The following is a 19,925-nucleotide window of genomic DNA, read 5'->3' as shown; positions in this document are numbered from 1 at the left end:
CGCTGCTCGCTCTTAGCGGACGCTCATCACCTGCAACCAATGCGCGCCTTTGAAACACCCTTCCTGATTGACATCAAATACCACTGCTCACCCGTTCCCCGCCGTGCGCGGGACATTCGGTCTGCTCTTCATGTGCGTGCGCTTTCCGATAGCAGGGCATATCTCACAGGTGCAATTGTGGACAAAAAAATTTCAGCACCAGCGAAAACAGCTTCCATTAAGCGAGCTTATGATCTGCACCTCTGACCAAAACCAAGCTCATAACAAACAGTGTCAGAACAAAAGGGATAAACATGGCGGGATCACCATAAACTGCAGCCGCCAAAGCTGCTCCGGCAGATAATGCAATACTTGAGATACCATCCAGTAATGCAATTTTATTGTCATTTTCGGCAGATGCAATTACGGTATCTATCCCCGCGCCGTAAAACATTTCTAATAGCGTAACGCCAACTACAATCAGCAGCAGTCCGGACAGTTCTGTAAATTGCAGAAACCAAGGTATAAACAATAAAATACAGAATGCCGTCGAAAAAAGAAGAGCATTAATCACACCAAGTTTTTCAGTGAAATACTTATAAACGGGGATTTGACCAAGAATAATGACGCTGGTATTGCATAACATGATGGGCCCAACTAACTCTTTTTTTCCAGACTGGACCAGCTCCAGAGGAACGATTGTCTCAAAAGTGTAATACAGCATGGCAAACACAATGCTAAGGGTTGCTACTACGGCAGACTCCCTGCTAAGCACTCCGGCCAGATGCGGTAATCCAAAAGATTTCCCTGGAGACCTTTTGCACCGGGTTAGGCCAGCGGCCATCAACACACCAACGGTGTAAAGTACGATCAGAATAAGCAGAGCAGGGCGAAACGGAATATGGAAAAAGACCAAGGCACTGATAACCAGTGGCGATACTGCAGCACCAACGTTACTGAGCGTCATTCGGGCTGAAAAACTTTCACTGATATTATCAGAAGTTGCCCGAACATAAATCTTAGAGGCCGTAGAGAAAAATGATGACGCCAGGCCATTCGCCAGCATCACAGCCATACAGATGATAAATCCCTGCCCGGTAAATAGAACTGCTAATGATATGAGTTTAAAAAACAAGGAAAAAAATATCGTATTCTTAACGTCGAGGCGATTAGCAAGAGGAATAATAAGAAAATACGAAAGTGAAAATGACCAAAATTTCATTGTGCCTAGGTACAGAATATCTTTTGCACTTAGGCTATTGCCTGCCAGATAGAGCAGAGCTAGGGGCATCAGAAGTGTAGAACCAATAGAGTTAAACAAAAAGCACAAATTGATATTACGACTTTTACGTTCAAAAAGATGTCGGTAAACTTTCATTTCTAAAGCTCCATTAAAACAAACAGCACCGTCACGGTGCTGTTTGTTTTAGTTCAGTTTCCAGAGCTTGCAGATATCTTCATAGATAGTCTGCCCGGCTTCGGTAAATCGTCCGTGCTCTTTTACTATTTCATATGTATCATTTAGTTTTTTAAACGCGACCGAGAATCTTTCCTTACATTCTTCGACATATTCACTGGTTCCACGCTTAATTATCCTATCGAAAACATAGCAGATTCGCGAAAGAACGAATAATGCATGAAATATTCCGATCATTGGTCTGTTATCCACGCGTAAGGGTGCAACAAACGTATCGTTTGGATTGTTGATAACCAGTTCATCGAATGAATTTATAATATTGAGTGCAGTGTGCCCACACTCATGGGCGAGAATATCAATATAGTAAGGCACGGTATGTTCTTCATGAACATACGTAAACATCATTCCCCACATATAAAAGTTAGTTCCGGAACGCATGAAACGAGAACCGTCACTGGTTTCACGAGTGAGATGTACTGAATGTATAAACGTGTTTATCTCTTCATAGGCATCAGGAACATTTTCTTTAATTACATCAAGAGCTTGAACAACCTTTTCTGCTTCGATTGCAGCAAGGTTTTTGTCATCACAAAAACCGAAACCAAGTTCTTTATCATCATGGATGATCTTTAATATCATTTCCTTGTCAAAAGATTTATCACTTGATGTTAGTGGTGAGACAACAATGCCTTCTGGAACAGGAATTGACTCTATATATTTTAAATATTTTATTGCTGAATCATGATCCTCGGACTCAGCCGACTTAGCGGCAAGATAGTGTGCTGCACACATTTGCCAGGAAAGAGGCGGGGACTTTTTAACACCGTCCAGTTCATAGAAATCTATGAGATAGTCGACAGATTCGTGCAGGCTTTCAGTGAAAAATTTTCTGGCAGCTTTGTGATCATAATCTGGGGAAGCGATATTCAACATAATAATCTCCACAAAAAAATCACGCTCCAGTGAGCGTGATTTTCCAAATCTACTTGTCAGTAATTACTTGCTGAATGACCAGCCAGACAGTGGAGATTTGATTTTCAGCAGTTTTGATGATTCAACTTTTTTCATTTCACTTTCCTTTTAAAATTAAAGTTAACATTCTAAAAACATTCTGTCCCGGAACAATTAACAATTAACAAAAAGTTTCTTACCGCTACAATACCCTCTTTGAAAAAAAGCTAAAAATTCTGCTTTAAAACACTCCCGCCATTTTTAATTCTATAAGCAAGATCCTATCAAGAACTTTATTAGCTTAGTTTTTCACCAGTGGGAATGGATAGGATAGTTTTCCTAATGTTTTTTCACGAAGCCCTGTTTCACCTGCATCTGAAAGATACGATATACGGTCATTTTGTGACCGCCTGTTGTCTGTGCGCGGATACTGCTGCTGCTGCGGTTTAATCCACAGAGTTACTGACCGGATATGCACCAGGGCTGTGGACAGAATGAAATAAGATACCCTCTTAACTTGCAAGCGGAGAGCAGGATTAAAAAGGCCATTTTCGAGGGACAGGGAAAAGTGAAGGTCTGCTTTGAGCGAAAAGCGGACGTCAAAATCATGGCGATGGAGATGGAGATGTTATGCCACATTAGACCTAACATCCCTGTTGCGCAGTGCTTCGACTGGCAACATAGCAAGGCGTCACTTACTATCTTAAATCTATGGATATGAACCTTCTTGGCTTTATGCCAGCGCTTCTCCCTGTAGCACTGTCACCGGGAGCAAGCTTCACTCTTGTTATGAGCAGTGCTATTGCTGGCGGTCGTAAGGGACTGCTCAGAACTCTTGCCGGGACAGCTTTGGGCATATACACCCATGCCGTTCTTATCGGGCTTGGTATAACCGCAGTGATCATATCCTCTCCGGCAACGTTTGCTGTGTTGAAAATTTCAGGGACCGTTTATCTTCTCTGGTTAGGAACAATGCTCATTCGCAGCGGTATAAGGGCAGGCCATCGAGACCTTACTGATACAAAGCATTCGGTAACGCTGAGAGAGGCGTGGATAGCTAACGTCTTAAACCCCAAGGCCATCATTTTTTACCTGACAGTTGTTTCACAGTTCGCAGGAAAAGAGGCGGGCATCAGCAACTATCTGACGCTGGCATCAGTACATATAGCGGTCATGTGCGTGTGGCTTTTAGTTGTCAGTCGAACGCTGGTCTTTTCAGTAAAAAAAACCGATCCCTTATTGCTTAAAAAATACGTCAATATTGCTGGCGGGATACTGCTTATTGCCTTTTCCGTACACGCTTTTGTCCATTAATAAAGCGGCTCACTGCCTCGCTTTAACATAAGAGTTCTTGCCCCCTCTGAAAGGTCCTCAGCACGATTCTGGCTTATGCGGGCCTGATCACTGTCCAAAACACTGAAAACGCCCCTGATGATTTGTGCACGGCCGCATGGCTATGCACTAAAGGTGAATGATGGCCGGTCAAGACCTTGTATAAGGGTCAATACGATCTGTATGTGGCGTTACCAGTAAATGACATACTTTTCACATAAAATTACAGTACAGCGTGGCAGGTAATAGAATCCTCAAAAAGTCTCCACTTATAGTTAGTATGTTGTGATGACAGTTCAAATTTCTCTGAGAAAATCACATGATAAATCGTCGTCGGTTTATTGCATTGTCGGCATCAGCTTTGATGGCCATTCGGACCGGAAACGCTTTGGCCAAAAATCCCCTTGCTCCGGGAGCATTTCCATCAGGGGAGAGACTTTCCGGTAACTGGGACGATATGGGACTATGGCAGGGAGTCCCCCCCGGGGGGGGAGGACCAGCCGGAAATGAGCTGCTTTCTGCCACAGGAGGCGTAAGCAATGTCGTCCGTCCTTCGTTGCGTGTATTCCGGCCAGAGCATCCGTCAGGGAAGGCCGTTCTGATAGCCGCAGGGGGCGGTTATAAACGCATCGAAATGGGAAAGGAAGCCTGGCCTGCTGCCCGGTGGCTGACGCGGCTGGGTTATACCGCTTATGTACTGACTTATCGTTTGCCTGCAGAAGGCTGGCATGACGGCAGTATGGTCGCCCTGCAGGATGCCCAGCGGGCGTTACGGATTGTTCGCAGTCGCGAAAAAAACGTCAGCGTTCTGGGTTTTTCAGCAGGCGGGCACCTGATGGGCATGGCGACGACCCGGATAGATGTCAGATCGTATCCGGAACAGGATGAACTCGACAGGACTCGCGCTTATGCAGACCGTGCAGCACTGATTTATCCAATTATAACTCTTGAGAGACCCTATACCCATACTTCAACGCATAATGTACTGGTGGGGCCACATGCGAGCGAGAAGGAAAATGCTAAGTGGTCCGTACAGAATTTTGTCACTCCACACACCCCCCCCGGTATTCCTGATTCAGGCTGAAGATGATCCCATATCTGATCCACATAACACGCTGATCATGGCGACAGCATGCCAACATGAACATGTGCCCGTGGAGATGTACAGATACGCATCAGGAGGACATGGTTTCGGCATGGGCAGACCCGGAACCCCCACGGTAGAATGGCCGGTGCATTACAGGAGGTGGCTTGGTGAAGTTTAAAAAGCGCTTTGCAAATTCCTTTTTCTGATAAGAGGGGCATGACTTCCCGATTTGCTGTCAAATGCCAAGTAAATGTGGGGCATCAATACGGTCTGTATGTGGCGCTTACCCTCAGTCAATGGTTGCACAACCTTACCTGCACCGTGCTGCCATAGCAGTCGGGCGTAAAGTGGAGCAGGAAGGGGCGACACCGGAAGCCGCACGCGCCGCCGAAGCGGACTGAATGTCCCGCGCACGGCGGGGAACGGGTGAGCAGTTGTGTTTGAGGTCAACCTAAGAGGGTGTTTTGAAGGCGTATAGTGGTTGCAGGTGATGAACGTCCGCTATGAGCGAACAGCAGACGTTTTTTCCGGCGTAATAGTCTTTCGGGATGAAATGTCTGATTTGGGGTTATATCTGTGATTGCCATAACCGCACTGATCTACGGCATGAAGAAGGGTTCAGGAAGAGTAAAACCGGGCTGGTCAGCATTCTGAGCAGCCCGCTAAAACTATTTCAGATGCTCGCGAAGCAGACTACCCGCCTGAGTCAGTGAGGCCTGAACTTCAGGAACTTCGGCGAGAGCATTCAGCAGTCCGTAATCATGTATCATGCCGTTATAACGCACCTGAACCACGTCCACGCCGGCTGCGTTAAGCTTACGGGCGTAAGCTTCCCCTTCATCCCGCAGCACATCGTTCTCTGCCGTCTGTACAAGCGCTGGCGGGAGACCTTTCAGCTGGGTTTCTGAAGCACGGAGCGGTGAAGCGTATATTTCATTACGCTGCGCATCGCTGGTTGTGTAATTATCCCAGAACCATTTCATCATATTCCGGGTCAGGAAGCGCTTTGTCGCATATTTTTCGTAGGAGGCTGTGTCAAATTTTGCATCGGTTACCGGCCAGAACAACACCTGGTAACGCAGGTCAGGTCCGTGTTTTTCTTTTGCCATCAGGCTTACCACTGCCGCCATGTTTCCGCCAACGCTGTTTCCCGCGACCGCGAGGCGCTTACCGTCGACACTGATTTCATCGCCATGTTCAGCGACCCACTTCGTGGCACCGTAGGCCTGGTTTATGGCAACCGGATAGTGTGCTTCCGGACTGGGGGTATAGTTTACAAAGACGGCCACCGCACCGGACGCAAGGACCAGGTCCCGGACCATGCGCTAATGCGTCGGGAAATCTCCCAGAACCCATCCTCCTCCGTGGAAAAACATAAAGGCCGGCAGCTTTCCTGAGGCATTTTCAGGCCTGACGATGGTCAGTTCTACGGGCTTACCATCGACCTGAATGGTTTTGTTTGAGGTTGTCACGCCGGAGAGGTCAACTTTCACTGAAGACTGTGCACCGGACAGAACCTTGCGGGCTTCCTCCGGCGAAAGTTTCTTAATGGGTTTTCCATTACCGCTGTTCAGCTGGTCAACGAAAGACTGCGTGTGATGCTCCAGATGAACATCGTTTGAGGCCGCGCCGGCCGCACTCATAGCCAGAAAAATACTGCTGCTAATCAGGGCAGAGGTCACTTTATTCATGACATATCCTTAACAATTAACTGTATCAGGTCAGTGAAAAACCATCCGTACGAATCCAGATGATGAAACCTGATTATAGTTTAAATGCCAGATACACCCTGAATTTAAGGTTTTTTTTGTTGAAGGCATGAAAATATGGAAAGGATGAACGTCACAGATTAAATGAAAATATTTTATATATTTTGGATTGCGAAGCCAAATTTAGTCAGACCTGAAACTGAAGAATCGCTTGCGTCCAGCTTCAGGGCAGCCACTGCAGTGCCGGGCTGTCAACGTCCGCTTCTGGCACAAAGCGGATATACGTGCTGCAAGCTCCGCTGTGAGCGAAAAGCGGAACTCTGTATTTACCCTCACCACGGGCTTATTACAAAGCTGCACCAGGGTTGATTAACCAGGAGCAGGACATTGGATAGACATCTCAGACGCCAAATAGAATGAAAGCCCGTCGCTATAAAAGGTGACGGGCTTGATTAATAGTAGATATTATTTTTGGGGCTTAAATCAAAACGCCGCCGTCAATGATGATTTCTGAACCAACAGTCCAGGCAGACTCATCAGAGGCGAAGTAAAGCACTGCTTGCGCTACTTCCTGAGGCTTACCAAAACGACCTGCAGGAATGGTTGCAACGATATCTTTCATTACCTGATCATGATATTCGACCGGTATCCCCGCCTTATCGTAAAGCGGTGTGTCAACAGGGCCAGGGCTCACTGCGTTGATACGGACCCCACGGGAAAGCAGCTCATTAGAAAGTGTTTTCGACATGTTCAGTAATGCTGCTTTCGTTGAGCCATACACAGAAGAATTCACGGGGCCTGTGTGAGCATTTACTGATGTATTAAAGACCACCGATGCAGAGCTGGCGAAGACGGGCAGCAGAGCCTGCATCAGGAAGTAAGGGCCTTTGACGTTGATATCATAAATGCGGTCAAACAGCTCCTCTGTCCATAGTTCAATTGGCATATACATCGATATGCCTGCATTCAGGAAAGCGATATCAAGCTCACCAAAGTGTTCCTTTACCGCCTGAGCCAGCGCTTTTTGTGCGGTTACATCAGCGGAATCAGCGCTTACTACTAACACTTCATTACCCAGTTCTGCTTTTGTCTTTGCAATTGAATCCGGGTTTACCCCGGTAACAATAACGCGGGCACCTTCTGCAATAAACAGCTTCGCTGTTTCAAGACCAATACCACTAGTTCCGCCTGTGATCAGTGCGCGCTTACCCTTTAATCTGGACATCTTAAAATCTCCTGCTGGATTTAACGACGGATCAGAGAATGACCGACAGGGAAAAAATATATGCTCATGCAAACTGAGTGATAAGATTGTATATTTGAATATATTTCATGCTTTAAAAGCATAGATGGGCAACAAAATGGATAAACTACTTTTGATGACATGTTTTGTCCGTACTGTTGAAAGAGGCAGCTTTTCCGCTGCTGGCAGGGATTTAGGTTTAGGGCAACCGAACATCAGTCGTCATGTAGCAAACCTCGAAGAACATCTGCAGACCAGATTACTTCACAGATCGACCCGCAAGCTCTCATTAACGCCTGAAGGAGAACGTTATTATCTGGAAGCAAGGCGAATTCTTGAAGCCGTCGAAGAGTCAGATTCTTCTTTCAGAGAAAATGTCAGTCCAACAGGGCTGTTACGCGTTGCCTGCCCTACAGCACTGGCTCATACATTCTTAGTCCCGCACATCCCGGTTTTTTTAGAACGCTACCCTGAGCTGGAACTTGACCTGCAGATTAATGACCGCTATATCAATCTTGTTGATGAAGGGGCTGAACTGGCTATACGCATTGGCCACCTGGAGGACAGTGCTATGCGTGCCCGCAGGCTTGGGATGTTTGTGCGAGTCTGTGTTGCCAGTAACAAATACCTGGCTAAACACGGAACCCCTGATACACCAGAAGATTTAAAAGAACATGATTGTTTGATTTATACCCTGCTGACGACAGGAGCCACCTGGAGATTTCAGGATATCAGTGTTCCTGTTTCTGGCCGGCTCAGGGTCAATTCACCTGAAGCAATACAGAAATTTGTCAATGCAGGGACTGGGATCGCACAGGGTCCGGAATGGTTGTTCAAAGAGGGACTGGAAAATGGCGAATTACAGTTATTGCTGACTGATTACACTGCTTCGCCCGTTCCCATCCAGGCCGTTTATGTTGCCAATCGACTTTTGCCAAAACGGGCGACTGTATTCATGGATTTTGTAGCTGAAATTTTTGAAAAAAATCCCGCCTTCAAGGCTTACAATTCGGTGAAATGAAACTGAGATACCTGAGATAACTTAACCCTCAGTAAAATTCAGTCATTCTCAGGAGGTTTCTCTTAACCTCAAAATCGCCTGGGAAGAGCGCGATGGCACGCGGTTTAACTATGCTCAGGCAGTTCCCAGCGTCCGCTCCTGGCACACAGCAGATTACATGCAGTCAGGCGTCCGCTATGAGCGAGGAGCTGACGTTATAAAAGGGTTTTTAGAGAAGATAGCCCGCTGATTAGCGGACTTAATGCCATTATTTTTTTAACATGTAAATGTATGAACTGGCGGTTTCCCCATCACTCATAGTAACCTTAACAGGCACGCGCTCATATTGACTACCTTCAAATTCATCAAGTACATCCCAGTGATGCTGCAGATTATCTGACGTAAAAAGGAATCCTTGCACGCGATTGCCTGAGTTATCCAGAATAATACCGGGATAGCCCATTTCGGCTGCCCAACCTTCATTGATGAGGGAGCCTGCGACATGCCCTTCGCGCCATGTACCACCTATCTTTTCGAGAATATGAGCGTTAGGACGGCCTGGCCCCAGCGTTCCATAAACAAACAGACTTTCCATGCATCCTCCTGTTGAAAAACAATAATCAGAATATCTCACTATAAATTTTTTTTTCCACAGTTAATGCGAGGCAAATTCATAAATGTCCGCCTCTGGCACAGGGCTGCTGTTGCAGCCCCCACAAATTAAACTTCAATAGACTCAGATATCTCCAGTGCATCATCCACTTCATACCGAGATAACGGACTGTACTTTCGAGTTTTTTGTGACCAAACTGTAGCTGGATCACTCAAAGATTCTTCGTTTTTTTATAGATCAGATATGGCTTGGTTCTTCGCATAGAATGCCTACTGTACAGAGTCCCGTTGAGACCCAGCGTATCAATCCATCCATGAAAAATACGGTTATATTGCCTGGCTGAGATATGCCGTGAAGAACCAATGCGGGACTGGAACAGATAGTCGCTATTACGCAGATGAGCCATTTTGATCCATGCTGCTACAGCCTCTCTTGTTCCCTTAGTCAGTTCAAACTGAACGGGGCTTCCCGTTTTTTTGCTGCAGCACTGTCGCTCGGCCCGAAACAGAGTGCCCACAGGCCACATCAGAAACTTTTAGCTTAATCAGATTACTGTCCCGAAGTGTACTGTCCAGAGCCATGTTAAGCAGAGCTAAATCGCGCACTTTTACTTACAGCTCAAGTCTGATACGGATTTCCCAGATATGAGAGATCTGAAGAAGCCGTTTCTGGCCAATAATACCGTCCTTATTCCAGCGGGGAAGTTGTCATGCTCAATCTCCTTTGGGTTAGGAGATGTGATTATGGTTGTTTCATATGAGCGAACAGCGCACATAAGAGTGATATGTCGGGAAGCATTGAAATGAAAATCAAAAAACGGATGCCATTTCCAGTGAGAGAAAACAATTGCCAGACCTGCAATCAGCCAATGAGTAAAATACCAGACACATTGAATTTAGACTGTGGCGGAGATTGTTTAAGTTGCATGGCCTGGCATGGTGATCCAGACGCAATAAAGGTGGTTGAGAGACTTACTGGCGAAAAAGTTGATGTCTGTGGAAATCGATAACGTTCATGTGAGATTGAAGGTCGCTATGAGCAAGAAGCGGACGTAAAGGCATTTCCGTTCAGGCGATTATGCTGCAAGCTATCTACTCAGCATCATTATTTGAAGGATGACGTTTTTGTCATCATCTGCTTCTGGCCTGACGAATATTATTTGAAAAGGATACTGGCATGATAACAGTAGAGAAATCAGATCCACTTTCTCCAGACTCTCGTCACTTAATCGACAAACTGTCAGCAGAACTCGCCTCTATTACCGGCAATAGTGGCAAAAGCAACTTCACAACAGACTCAATAAATGAGAACAGAGCTTTGTGGGCACTGGCACGGGACAGCAGGGGAAAAGCGATAGGATGCGGAGCTGTTCGACCGTTAACTGAAAATATAGCTGAACTTAAAAGGATGTTTTCGGACCGTAGCTTTCCCGGTATTGGTAACGCCTTGCTTACCTTCCTGGAAGCAACCGCGAAGAGCATGGGATATAACGAACTCTGGCTTGAAACGCGCCATGTTAACCGTAAGGCTGTAAATTTCTATGAGAAAAACGGATACATACGCATAGAGAATTACGGACCATACGTAGGTCGGAAAGAGGCGGTCTGTTTTGCGAAGTCCTTGTAAGGCTGACATAAATTTGTTCAACCTAAGCTCGGCATGCTCCTTGCAGCTTTTAGACCGCGTATCAAAGTCTGCTTCTGGCACAAAGCGGACACAGCACTCATGTCAGTATTCTATGTTATCGTCTCTGGAATCAGTACTGGCCGTAGCTGAATCAAAGGCCTTATGGCCCAGCATGACCCAGACAGTAATCGCACAAACAAACGTTAGTGCAGCCAGGACCTGAAATAGCAATGAATATGCATTGTCATAACTGACCTGGACTACCTCACGCGGCACGCCGGTTAGAAGGGTGATGGCCTGCTGAATATTACCGCCTCCCAGCCAGGATGCTGCAAGGTGAATCTCCTGTGGCGAAAAACCATGCACGGTTTTGTTAAGGTTCAGATCGTTCATCTCAGTGAGAAACGCGGATACTATCGCAAGAGCGATACCCTCTCCTGCAACACGAACGGTGTTGAACAGGCCCGCCGCCATACCTGCCTTTTCAACCGGAACGGAAGAAATGGCCAGTCCATCCATCAGTCCCCACGGTAATCCCGCTCCAGCCCCCGTTATCAGCATCGGGATGAGAAGAAGAGTTGTGCTGTTACCGCGTAACGCGGGACTGAGGAAAAGTAACCCGGCAGAGGCGAGCATCAGCCCTGAGGCTGATAATACTGCCGGCGAAAACCAGCGCGTCAGCAGGGCTGCGAAGTAAGGAACGACCAGCATTGGAGACGTGAGTGCCATAAGATAAATCGCGCTCTGAGACTCGCTAAATCCACTCCCGCCCATAAAATGCAGCGGAATAATGATTAACAGAACAACGTAGCAATAGCAGGTGGCTAACGGCAGCAGCAAGACCCCGACAAAGCGCGGACTTCGGAACAGGTGAATATCCAGGACAGGATTGCTCACGCGCAGGCATCGCACGATAAACCCGCTGAAGAGCAGTACAGAGCTGAGTAATAAAGCGAGTGTGAGAAGTGATAAAAACCCTTGTGTGGGCAGCAGCATAACCGCCGTGGTAAACACCATCAGCGCCGCCGTAAACAACGCCAGACCTGTTTTATCTGAAGGGGACAGACTGCTCTGCTGTGACAGAGGCAAAAACATCATACCGGCGAGCAGCACGCATCCTGAAAGTACAGCAAACAGAATATAGACCCAGCGCCAGGTGAGCGCATCCGTAACGAGCCCAACCGCCAGGGGGCCGAATGCCAGGCCAGCGCCAAAGACGGTGCCCAGCAGGCCGAACATGCGGGTCCGGGCAGCGCCGGTATAGAGCCTGGCCAGCAGAGCGCTTCCGCTGGCCAGTAACATGGCCGCTGCCAGTCCCTGCACACACCTGAGAATACCTGACATCATCAGGTTATTCGTGAGGACGGTGAAAATACTGCTGAGACAGAACAGCACTGCGCCGGCGATAAAAACCGGTTTTCTCCCGATGGCATCTGCCGCTATGCCTGCTGCCAGCAGAAAACTGCCGAACGTCAGCATAAATCCATTCGTAAGCCATGACAGCTCGCCGGGTGAGCCACCCAGCATGCGCTGTATGGCTGGCGTTGTTACCACGCCGCCGGTAAAACTTAACGGCAGAAGCGTAGCCGCCATAAAAATGGTAAGGGCTGCTGCGGTTCTTTGGGTGCGACAGAACGTGCTGGCTGCAAATGTCATGATGTGACCTTAATTATCCGGACAGCTGATGAATGAAAACTGCTGTGATGTTATTGCGGACAAAAGCGCAGATAAATAGACTGCAGTTACCTTCTGAGCAGACATAAAGTTAATAATTAATGGACAGCCTGACTTCTCTTACCTCCTTTGTACGGACAGCTGAAACGCTGAGTTTTGTGGAGGCTGCAAGACTGCTGGGTGTTTCAGCGTCAGCGGTCGGTAAAAACGTTGCCAGACTTGAACATAAACTGGGCGTACGGCTTCTTAATCGCAGCACAAGAAAGGTAAGTCTGACCCCGGAAGGGGCGGCACTACTGGTCAGGTGTAAGCATATTCTTGAGCAGCTTCATGAGGCCGAATCAGAGCTGACGAACAGTGCTGCTGAACCCGTGGGAAAACTTCGGGTTTCCCTGCCCGTAGTAGGCTACAGGCTTCTGCTTCCCGCTCTTTCCGCATTTAACCGACGTTACCCGCAGGTCGAAATGGACCTGGATTTCAGCGACCGTCTGGTGAATATCATTGATGAAGGGTTCGATGTGGCAATACGCAGCGGCGAGCTGGCTGACTCCAGACTGACCGCCAGAAGGCTGGGTGAATTCAGCTTCACTCTCTGCGCCAGTCCAGGCTATCTGGAGGAAAAAGGCGTGCCGGCGTCACCTTCGGAGCTGGCGGCGCACAGGTGCATTCTTTTTCGCTTACCCTCAACAGGTATGCTGCAGCCCTGGGAACTGAACGGTCTCCGCCCCGGGGTTGCGCTAAGCGCTGCGTCGGTTCTGACGGTGAATAATATTGAAGCTGCCATTGGCCTGAGCCTGGCGGGTACGGGCATTAGCTATCTGCCCGACTTTATAGTCCGCGAAGCGCTGGCAGGAGGACAGCTCAAAGAAGTGATGAAAGGGTACTGTACAAAGCAGGGGCATTTCTCCGCCGTGTGGCCATCAGGCCGCTACCTCTCACCCCGAGTCCGCTGCTTTATCGACTTTATTGCTGAGTCGGGTTTATCTGTGTAGGCCGCTCACGTGATGCAGACTATCGGGTTAATAGTCACTTCAGGTGCGAAAATGAGTTTTTATATGTCTGCTTTGGCATAAAACGGACTGACGGCAGGCGAATGTCCGCTATGAGCGAGAAGCGGACGTTTGATACATCACGATTACCTGTTTTGCTTGGCTGAACATTACGATTTTGCGAAATGTCTGGACTGGCAATTTCAAAGAGTGCCAATTAATATCCTGAATCTATGGATGTGAATATTTTTGGCTTTATGCCAGCACTACTCCCTGTTGCATTGTCCCCGGGCGCAAGTTTTACCCTCGTTATGAACAGTGCTCTGGCAGAAGGCCATAAAGGCCTGTTCAGGACTCTCGCTGGAACAGCTCTGGGTATATATACCCATGCTTTTTTTATAGGGTTCGGTATCACGGCTGTGCTCATCTCGTCGCCAGCAGCGTTTACTGTGCTTAAAGTTGCCGGAACTGCCTGGCTGCTTTGGTTAGGTGCTGTACTCATCCGTAGTGGGATAATGGTAAGTTCAGGCGGGTCTACTGATGCAAAGCATTACGTGACTTTAAAAGAAGCCTGGCTGGCTAATCTTCTGAACCCTAAAGCCATACTTTTTTATCTGACAGTGGTTTCACAATTCGCAGGTGTTAAAGGCGGCGTTTGCAACTACCTGATGCTGGCATCCGTTCATATAGCAGTTATGAGCGTCTGGCTTTACGCGCTCGCTCAAACGCTGGTATTCTCATCGAAAAAAATTAATCCATCGACGCTCAAAAAATACGTTAATATTTCCGGCGGTGTGTTGCTCATTGTTTTTTCTCTGCATAATCTCATCCATTAATTCTTCGGCTATAAATTTAATGATCGCTACTGCATTGTTGGCAACTGAGTCCGGCACTGTCTGCTTTGAGCGGTAATCGTATACCTTCAGTTTGCCTGCGGCAGAACACCTTTGCTCAAGTCAAAAATGAACTGGCATGTACAATAGTCATGCTGTGTGTACGGTTACAGCAGACAGGCCTTATTGAGCGAGCCTTGCTCAGGAAATTTTTTTTTCATCAATATTAAGGTATTTCAGGTTCTCCTTAGGAAGCTGAGGTATATGGCGATTAAGCCAGTTCAGCAGTATTTCAACATTCTGCTTTACGGGAGAATTTTCCGGCCACACCAGATAATATCCGTCACCGGTTGCCACCGCCTCCGTGAAAGGAAGTGCTAGCAGACCACTTTTTAATGCCTCGCTGCTCAAAAGCAGGTCACCAACAGAGACGCCATGTTCGCTCAGGGCGGCAAAGTTTCCCTGCTCCAGCGTATCAAATACTTTTTCGCTACTGATGCTGAGCCCCTTGAAACGCCCGGTTCTCTACAGCCACCTCCGCATGTCACGACGGTCCGGGGAGGGATGGATAAGGTCACAGTCAGGAAGAAACTTCCTTGCGCTGACGAGCATCGCAGGAGAACAGGCCGGTATCAGCCGCTCGCTGAAAAGCAGCCTGCTCTCTGTACTCTCCCCAAAATGACCGTTGCCGGGCAGAATTGCACAGTCGTAAGGTTCGCGGCTGAAGTCCACCTCGTCCATATCCATCCAGACGCTGGTTATCTCGATTCCGGGAGTGGTGTGGTTTTCACGGAAATTGTTGAGCACGTCCAGAAGCCATCTCATGCTAAGCGTAGAGGGAGCTTTGAGACGCAAAAACTGACTGTGACTTCTGAAGGCATTACAGGCCCGCTCTATGCTCATGAACCCCTCGGTAGGCTGACCGGCCAGGGTACGACCCGCATCGCTCACTCTTACGCGCGGCCCGTTTCGCCTGAAAAGTTCACAGTCAAACCACGCTTCAAGTGTTCGGATGTACCGGCTAAGGGTCGATTAAATTACAATAATCGTTATATAATCCTCAATACAACGATAAGTGGCTGTGCCTGCCCCGTCGACAGTGTTCTGGAAACTTCATGTTTATTAAACGTCCGACCCTGGTGAAAACAACGTTCACCAGCGCAATGTTATTGTCTGCTTTTCCTGTGTATGCCGCGAACGAACAACCAGCCATGACCGTTAACGCTCTGTCATCCGACGCACCTGCCGAAACCGATAAGAAAGCAACCCTGGGAAACCTGGGTGCCCAGGAAGTTCGTAACACCCCGTGGGTCAGTTCAGACCATTCCCCCCCAGCTTATGAAACGGCAGCAATTTAAAAGTGTGAGCGATCTCTACCGCTACCTGCCTTCCGTTCAGGGAGAGGGGGCTCGTCCTCAGACACGTGGTATGCAGGGAAGCGTTGTTCAGAACAGTATGATTGATGGGCTCAATGTCGTGTCGACCACGGACTATGCAGCCGAACAGTTTGACCATATTGAAGTGCTCAATGGCCTTGCTGGCGCGTTATATGGCCCGGCCAATCCGGCGGGCTTATTCAATTTTGTCAGCAAGCGCGCCAGTGACACACCTCAGAGAAGCTTCACCCTGGGGGCCGGTACAGGCCCGACTCATCAGGTCGCGGGTGATTTCAGTGGTCCGGTGGATGCAAATGACCGGCTACTTTACCGGCTGAATATGCTGGATGATGAGGGCAATGGCTATGTCAGCGGCAGTAAGAAGCGGCGTCAGCTTTTCAGTCTGGGACTGGATGCGACCCTTAGCGACCAGACTGTGCTTGAAACTAATTTCAGCTATTACCATTTTTATGAAAAGGGTCTGCCGGGGAAATTTGCGCTGGGTAAAGGCTTAACATTTCCCGCATCGCCAGACCCGAAAACAGCACACCTGGGGCAATCCTACGCGGTAAATGATAACCACACGCTGACTGCCGGTGTCCATCTGAAGCATGATTTTGATGGCAACTGGCTCGGTGAAGTCGGCGTGCTGCGTCAGATCGCCGATCGCGAATCGACTGCTGTGACTAATACGTTTACCAGTAACCGTGGCGATTACACGACCACGACGTCATCAGCGACAGCCAGCCGCTTCACGATTAACAGTTACATGGCTGACTTAAATGGTGAGGTTGATACTGGTCGTATTCATCATCAGATAGCCACCGGCGTGCGGGGCTTTGTCTGGAAAAATTACAACCCGCGAAATGGTGGCACTTTAACATTGGGCAGCGCTTCGCTGGACAATCCACAGGCGTTCAATGAGCCTGATTATCCTGATTTCACCCATCGCTACCATTCTGCAACAGCCACCCAGCACGCTTTTCTGCTGAGCGATACCCTTCAGTTTTCTCCACAATGGAGCGTACTGTTAGCGGGCAGCGAAAGCCTGCTCAGCTCATCCAGCTATGCCAGAACGGGCCGCCGAAGCAGTAACGCCTCAGACAGTGGCTTTAGCAGCTCTGCCAGCGTGATCTACAAACCAGTCGATCCGCTGACGCTTTACGTGACCTACGCCGACAGCCTGCAGCAGGGCGACACCGCACCCGCTACCGCCAGTAACGCCGGAACAATTCTGGCTCCATACCGGAGTCGCCAGATCGAGACGGGCAGCAAACTGGCTATTGATAAGCTGCTGCTTACTGCCGCGCTGTTTGAGATTAAACGTCCATTCGCTTATACCAACGCCAGCAGAGATTACGGGGTGGATGGTGAGCAGCGTAACCGCGGCGTTGAACTGTTAGCCGATGGGGATGTCACCGATCGTCTGCACCTGTTTGGCGGCATGACCTGGCTGGATCCCCGCCTGGTGAAAACGGCCAGCAGTCAGACTGCTGATAAACAGATCGTGGGTCTGCCACGTTACACGGCCAGCCTGTTCGCGGCCTATGACTTACCGATGTTCAGCGGCACGGATATTCACGGTGGCATTCACAATGTGGGACAGCGCACTACTGATAATCAAAATCAGGGCTGGGTAAGCAGTTACACCACACTGGATATGGGGGCGGCATATCAGACCCGTCTGTTTGAGACCGCTACAACCTTTCGTCTTGATGTTACCAACCTCACGAATCGGCACTACTGGACCAATATAGTGCCGGGCGGTCTGAACGGCTACAGCGGTGCCGGTTATGCCAGCGCCTCTCTGGGGGAACCGCGCATGGTGCAGGTTTCCATGCAACTTAGTTTCTGATGGGGTAGTCAAAAATGAAAAGCCTGCAATGGGCAATACCGCTGCTGATAGTCAGTGCCCTGGCGTCGGCTCAGACAGTAACTGACGACAGTGGAAACCGTGTAGAGATAAATAAACCTGCCCAGAACATTGCCGATGCCTGGTTTGCCCATCACTCTCTGCTCATGACGCTGGGTGCCGGCGATCGCATCGTGGCAACTGTAAACCATCCTGCAGATCGACCATGGATGTTTAAAGTGCAGCCATCGTTAAACCGGGGGCTGCAGGCACATGGCAGGACCTTTAACAGTGAAGCACTGGTAGCGCGAAAAGTTGATACTGTTTTCGTTCCCGCCAGCGACCCTGATGCAGGCTCCTATCGTCAGGCTGGTCTTCCCGTGCTGGCAATGAATTTTGATGATTTTGACTCAATGAAACGCTCGCTCATCACCACGGCTCAGGTGGTCGGCACGCCAGCCGCGGCAGCCCGCGCGCAGGCATACAATCACTATCTGGATAATCAAATTGCAGATATTCAGGCTAAAACGGCGGCACTCACGGACATACAGCGTCCGCGAGTACTGCATATCCAGTCGTTGCATCCGCTGAAAGTGGATGGCCGCAATACCCTGATTGACACCTGGATCCGTCTCGCCGGCGGTCGGAACGTAGCGGCATCTGTTAATGGCAACATGCGGCCTGTTTCTCCGGAGGAAGTCATTCGCTGGAACCCGGATGTGATTATCATCGGAGCCGGAGCGGGAACACTGGCAGACTCAGAATTCGGGACGCTGTTTGCCAGCGTAAAAGCCGTGAAGCAGCACCAGGTCTGGCAGAATCCATCAGGTGTATTTCCATGGGATCGTTATGGTACTGAGGTCGCACTGCAGATCCAGTGGGCGGCAAAAAAGCTGCATCCGGCGCTATTCTCAAAGCGGGATCTGCGCAAAGCCACACAGGAATTTTACCGGACATTTTACGATTATCCGCTCAGCGCAAATGATGCGCAGCGTATCCTGCAGGCTTTGCCTCCTGAATAAGGCAGACAGTTATCAAAGCCAGTACCAGTAGATTTGTCATCTTCGTAATTGATAAATGACACCTGTTTTTACTCAAGCCACATCGAAACCTGTCAGGAGGATAAGCATTACTCCTGACAAATATCAGCCGTGTGTACAGGACTTGCTGCTTTAAGCGAGAAGCGAACAATCAGAATTGATACTATTTTATTGCAGGCGCTGTGATGAGAACTTGAATAGTGTATAAAAACAGCGTGTTATTTCACATGAGGGAAGAGAATGATCACTTGTCACGTCAGATATGTTATTGATCCATATCAATTAAGCGATTTCGAGAATTATGCTTTAAACTGGATGGAAATTGTGGAATCTATGGGTGGCATCCATCATGGGTATTTCCTTCCATCGGAAGGTGCAAATAACATAGCCTACTGTTTGTTTAGCTTTGATAGTCTGGCGCAGTATGAAGAATACAGAATAGCCATTTTAAGTAAGACTGAATGTGTCAAACTTTTCGATGAAGCTAACCAAAAAAAGTTCATCCTTAGCTATGAACGCAGTTTCATGAAGCCGTTGCTATCTGATAAACAGCATTAACCTGTTATAAGATGCTGTGAAATAAATAGACGAGCTAAGCCAGGCGAAACTGCTGAACTCAAATAATATCCGTTTCTGGCACTATGCGGACATGCGTATGGCGTAAGGTCATCGATGAGAGATGAGCGGACATCAAAATGATTACGGCAAGCAAATTCAGCCAAATTAAACGTAACGTAACGTAACAGCCCAGACAGGAATTCCTGGCATGGTCAGCAGACAGGAGTAAACAAAAGGTTTTAAAGGTAAAAAAACCGCCGTTAAGGCGGTTCAAAGAGGATTTCGTGACTTTTTCTTTTATGGTAATCGAGCGGAGCCGCCGCCGATTGGCCTTAATGATAAAAGGCTTCAACAGGACAACAAGCGTAAGCGGGGATTTTATTTTTTCGGCAGACAGTGTTGGATTTTGAGGCACCCAAGCAAAACCATTTCAGCGTCCGGGTACACCGAAGCGATATTTGACCTATCCCGTATATCAGCTCTGCCAGACAGGAAGAGCGCCCACCGCTGACGGCTATGCATGTTCAAAAAAGAAGTAGAATGTTTGCCCGATAAAATAATGGGTGAAGCCGTTATCATGTTGCTTAATGAGGGAGGACCCGTAACCTGCGCTCAGCTGCATCTTAAGCTCCTCTCCTTCATGCCC

Annotated in this window: 12 protein-coding genes and 5 pseudogenes; 9 read left to right on the top strand and 8 right to left on the bottom strand. The window is 48.4% G+C overall.

Translation table 11 applies throughout. From position 1 onward, the window contains the following. Positions 1–217: 217 nt before the first annotated feature. Both AC6I8E_RS21440 and AC6I8E_RS21435 read right to left on the bottom strand, forming a co-directional pair. A complete protein-coding gene (locus AC6I8E_RS21440; protein WP_497824816.1) occupies positions 218–1,357 on the bottom strand; it encodes an MFS transporter in 1,140 nt (379 codons plus the stop codon). Between the two features lie 48 nt (positions 1,358–1,405). Next, complete coding sequence (locus AC6I8E_RS21435) at positions 1,406–2,329, bottom strand: aKG-HExxH-type peptide beta-hydroxylase (protein ID WP_312215947.1); 924 nt, start codon at positions 2,327–2,329, stop codon at positions 1,406–1,408. Positions 2,330–3,058: 729 nt separating this feature from the next. Between AC6I8E_RS21435 and AC6I8E_RS21430 the strand changes: the two genes are divergently transcribed. Together AC6I8E_RS21430 and AC6I8E_RS21425 are read left to right on the top strand one after the other, a co-directional pair. Beyond that, positions 3,059–3,661, top strand: a complete 603-nt coding sequence (locus AC6I8E_RS21430; RefSeq protein WP_312215945.1) for a LysE family translocator — start codon at positions 3,059–3,061, stop codon at positions 3,659–3,661. Between the two features lie 340 nt (positions 3,662–4,001). Next, positions 4,002–4,944: pseudogene (locus AC6I8E_RS21425) on the top strand (alpha/beta hydrolase). A gap of 490 nt (positions 4,945–5,434) precedes the next feature. Here the strand turns inward: AC6I8E_RS21425 and AC6I8E_RS21420 are convergent. Then, a pseudogene (locus AC6I8E_RS21420) lies at positions 5,435–6,457 on the bottom strand (alpha/beta hydrolase). 496 nt (positions 6,458–6,953) lie between these two features. Further along, entirely contained in the window at positions 6,954–7,700 is a 747-nt protein-coding gene (locus tag AC6I8E_RS21415) for an SDR family oxidoreductase (RefSeq protein ID WP_095707997.1), read from the bottom strand. 136 nt (positions 7,701–7,836) lie between these two features. Here AC6I8E_RS21415 and AC6I8E_RS21410 point away from each other — a divergent pair, with 136 nt between their 5' ends. Continuing rightward, the gene (locus AC6I8E_RS21410) at positions 7,837–8,739 is read left to right on the top strand and encodes a LysR family transcriptional regulator (protein ID WP_497824815.1); all 903 of its coding nucleotides are present in this window, start codon (positions 7,837–7,839) and stop codon (positions 8,737–8,739) included. 247 nt (positions 8,740–8,986) lie between these two features. On the opposite strand, the gene AC6I8E_RS21405 is transcribed toward AC6I8E_RS21410, so the two are convergent. Then, entirely contained in the window at positions 8,987–9,313 is a 327-nt protein-coding gene (locus AC6I8E_RS21405) for a gamma-glutamylcyclotransferase family protein (protein ID WP_041456454.1), read from the bottom strand. A gap of 125 nt (positions 9,314–9,438) precedes the next feature. After that, a pseudogene (locus AC6I8E_RS21400) lies at positions 9,439–10,042 on the bottom strand (tyrosine-type recombinase/integrase). Between the two features lie 465 nt (positions 10,043–10,507). Here AC6I8E_RS21400 and AC6I8E_RS21395 point away from each other — a divergent pair. Next, entirely contained in the window at positions 10,508–10,957 is a 450-nt protein-coding gene (locus tag AC6I8E_RS21395; protein ID WP_095707998.1) for a GNAT family N-acetyltransferase, read from the top strand. A 102-nt stretch (positions 10,958–11,059) separates the two neighbouring features. On the opposite strand, the gene AC6I8E_RS21390 is transcribed toward AC6I8E_RS21395, so the two are convergent. Further along, positions 11,060–12,613 carry an MFS transporter gene (locus AC6I8E_RS21390; RefSeq protein ID WP_497824814.1) on the bottom strand — a complete coding sequence of 518 codons (1,554 nt, stop codon included), beginning with the start codon at positions 12,611–12,613 and terminating at the stop codon, positions 11,060–11,062. Positions 12,614–12,732: 119 nt separating this feature from the next. Between AC6I8E_RS21390 and AC6I8E_RS21385 the strand changes: the two genes are divergently transcribed. Both AC6I8E_RS21385 and AC6I8E_RS21380 read left to right on the top strand, forming a co-directional pair. After that, a complete protein-coding gene (locus tag AC6I8E_RS21385; protein WP_497824813.1) occupies positions 12,733–13,623 on the top strand; it encodes a LysR family transcriptional regulator in 891 nt (296 codons plus the stop codon). Between the two features lie 230 nt (positions 13,624–13,853). Then, complete coding sequence (locus AC6I8E_RS21380; RefSeq protein ID WP_201251480.1) at positions 13,854–14,456, top strand: LysE family translocator; 603 nt, start codon at positions 13,854–13,856, stop codon at positions 14,454–14,456. A gap of 198 nt (positions 14,457–14,654) precedes the next feature. Here AC6I8E_RS21380 and AC6I8E_RS21375 read toward each other — a convergent pair. After that, a pseudogene (locus tag AC6I8E_RS21375) lies at positions 14,655–15,479 on the bottom strand (LysR substrate-binding domain-containing protein); the annotation flags it as partial. Positions 15,480–15,664: 185 nt separating this feature from the next. On the opposite strand from AC6I8E_RS21375, the pseudogene AC6I8E_RS21370 reads away from it, so the two are divergent. The 3 genes and pseudogenes from AC6I8E_RS21370 (at position 15,665) to AC6I8E_RS21360 (ending at position 19,279) form a co-directional block, all read left to right on the top strand. After that, a pseudogene (locus tag AC6I8E_RS21370) lies at positions 15,665–17,684 on the top strand (TonB-dependent receptor). A 14-nt stretch (positions 17,685–17,698) separates the two neighbouring features. After that, positions 17,699–18,703: an ABC transporter substrate-binding protein gene (locus AC6I8E_RS21365; protein WP_497824812.1), complete on the top strand. Its 1,005-nt coding sequence runs from the start codon at positions 17,699–17,701 to the stop codon at positions 18,701–18,703. Between the two features lie 258 nt (positions 18,704–18,961). Then, positions 18,962–19,279, top strand: a complete 318-nt coding sequence (locus tag AC6I8E_RS21360) for an NIPSNAP family protein (protein ID WP_497824811.1) — start codon at positions 18,962–18,964, stop codon at positions 19,277–19,279. Positions 19,280–19,925: the final 646 nt, after the last annotated feature.

The sequence above is a fragment of the Pantoea sp. X-Soil-YNGN-785 genome, from assembly GCF_059730585.1.
Note: the sequence above shows the minus strand (reverse complement) of the source record. Positions and strands in the feature narration are given on the sequence as shown.

Bases quoted from the DNA above. Each gene is read 5' to 3' on its own strand.
- AC6I8E_RS21415 (WP_095707997.1), bottom strand. From the start codon at position 7,700: ATGTCCAGATTAAAGGGTAAGCGCGCACTGATCACAGGCGGAACTAGT.
- AC6I8E_RS21440 (WP_497824816.1), bottom strand. From the start codon at position 1,357: ATGAAAGTTTACCGACATCTTTTTGAACGTAAAAGTCGTAATATCAAT.
- AC6I8E_RS21405 (WP_041456454.1), bottom strand. From the start codon at position 9,313: ATGGAAAGTCTGTTTGTTTATGGAACGCTGGGGCCAGGCCGTCCTAAC.
- AC6I8E_RS21410 (WP_497824815.1), top strand. From the start codon at position 7,837: ATGGATAAACTACTTTTGATGACATGTTTTGTCCGTACTGTTGAAAGA.
- AC6I8E_RS21430 (WP_312215945.1), top strand. From the start codon at position 3,059: ATGGATATGAACCTTCTTGGCTTTATGCCAGCGCTTCTCCCTGTAGCA.
- AC6I8E_RS21390 (WP_497824814.1), bottom strand. From the start codon at position 12,613: ATGACATTTGCAGCCAGCACGTTCTGTCGCACCCAAAGAACCGCAGCA.
- AC6I8E_RS21360 (WP_497824811.1), top strand. From the start codon at position 18,962: ATGATCACTTGTCACGTCAGATATGTTATTGATCCATATCAATTAAGC.
- AC6I8E_RS21395 (WP_095707998.1), top strand. From the start codon at position 10,508: ATGATAACAGTAGAGAAATCAGATCCACTTTCTCCAGACTCTCGTCAC.
- AC6I8E_RS21365 (WP_497824812.1), top strand. From the start codon at position 17,699: ATGAAAAGCCTGCAATGGGCAATACCGCTGCTGATAGTCAGTGCCCTG.
- AC6I8E_RS21380 (WP_201251480.1), top strand. From the start codon at position 13,854: ATGGATGTGAATATTTTTGGCTTTATGCCAGCACTACTCCCTGTTGCA.
- AC6I8E_RS21435 (WP_312215947.1), bottom strand. From the start codon at position 2,329: ATGTTGAATATCGCTTCCCCAGATTATGATCACAAAGCTGCCAGAAAA.
- AC6I8E_RS21385 (WP_497824813.1), top strand. From the start codon at position 12,733: ATGGACAGCCTGACTTCTCTTACCTCCTTTGTACGGACAGCTGAAACG.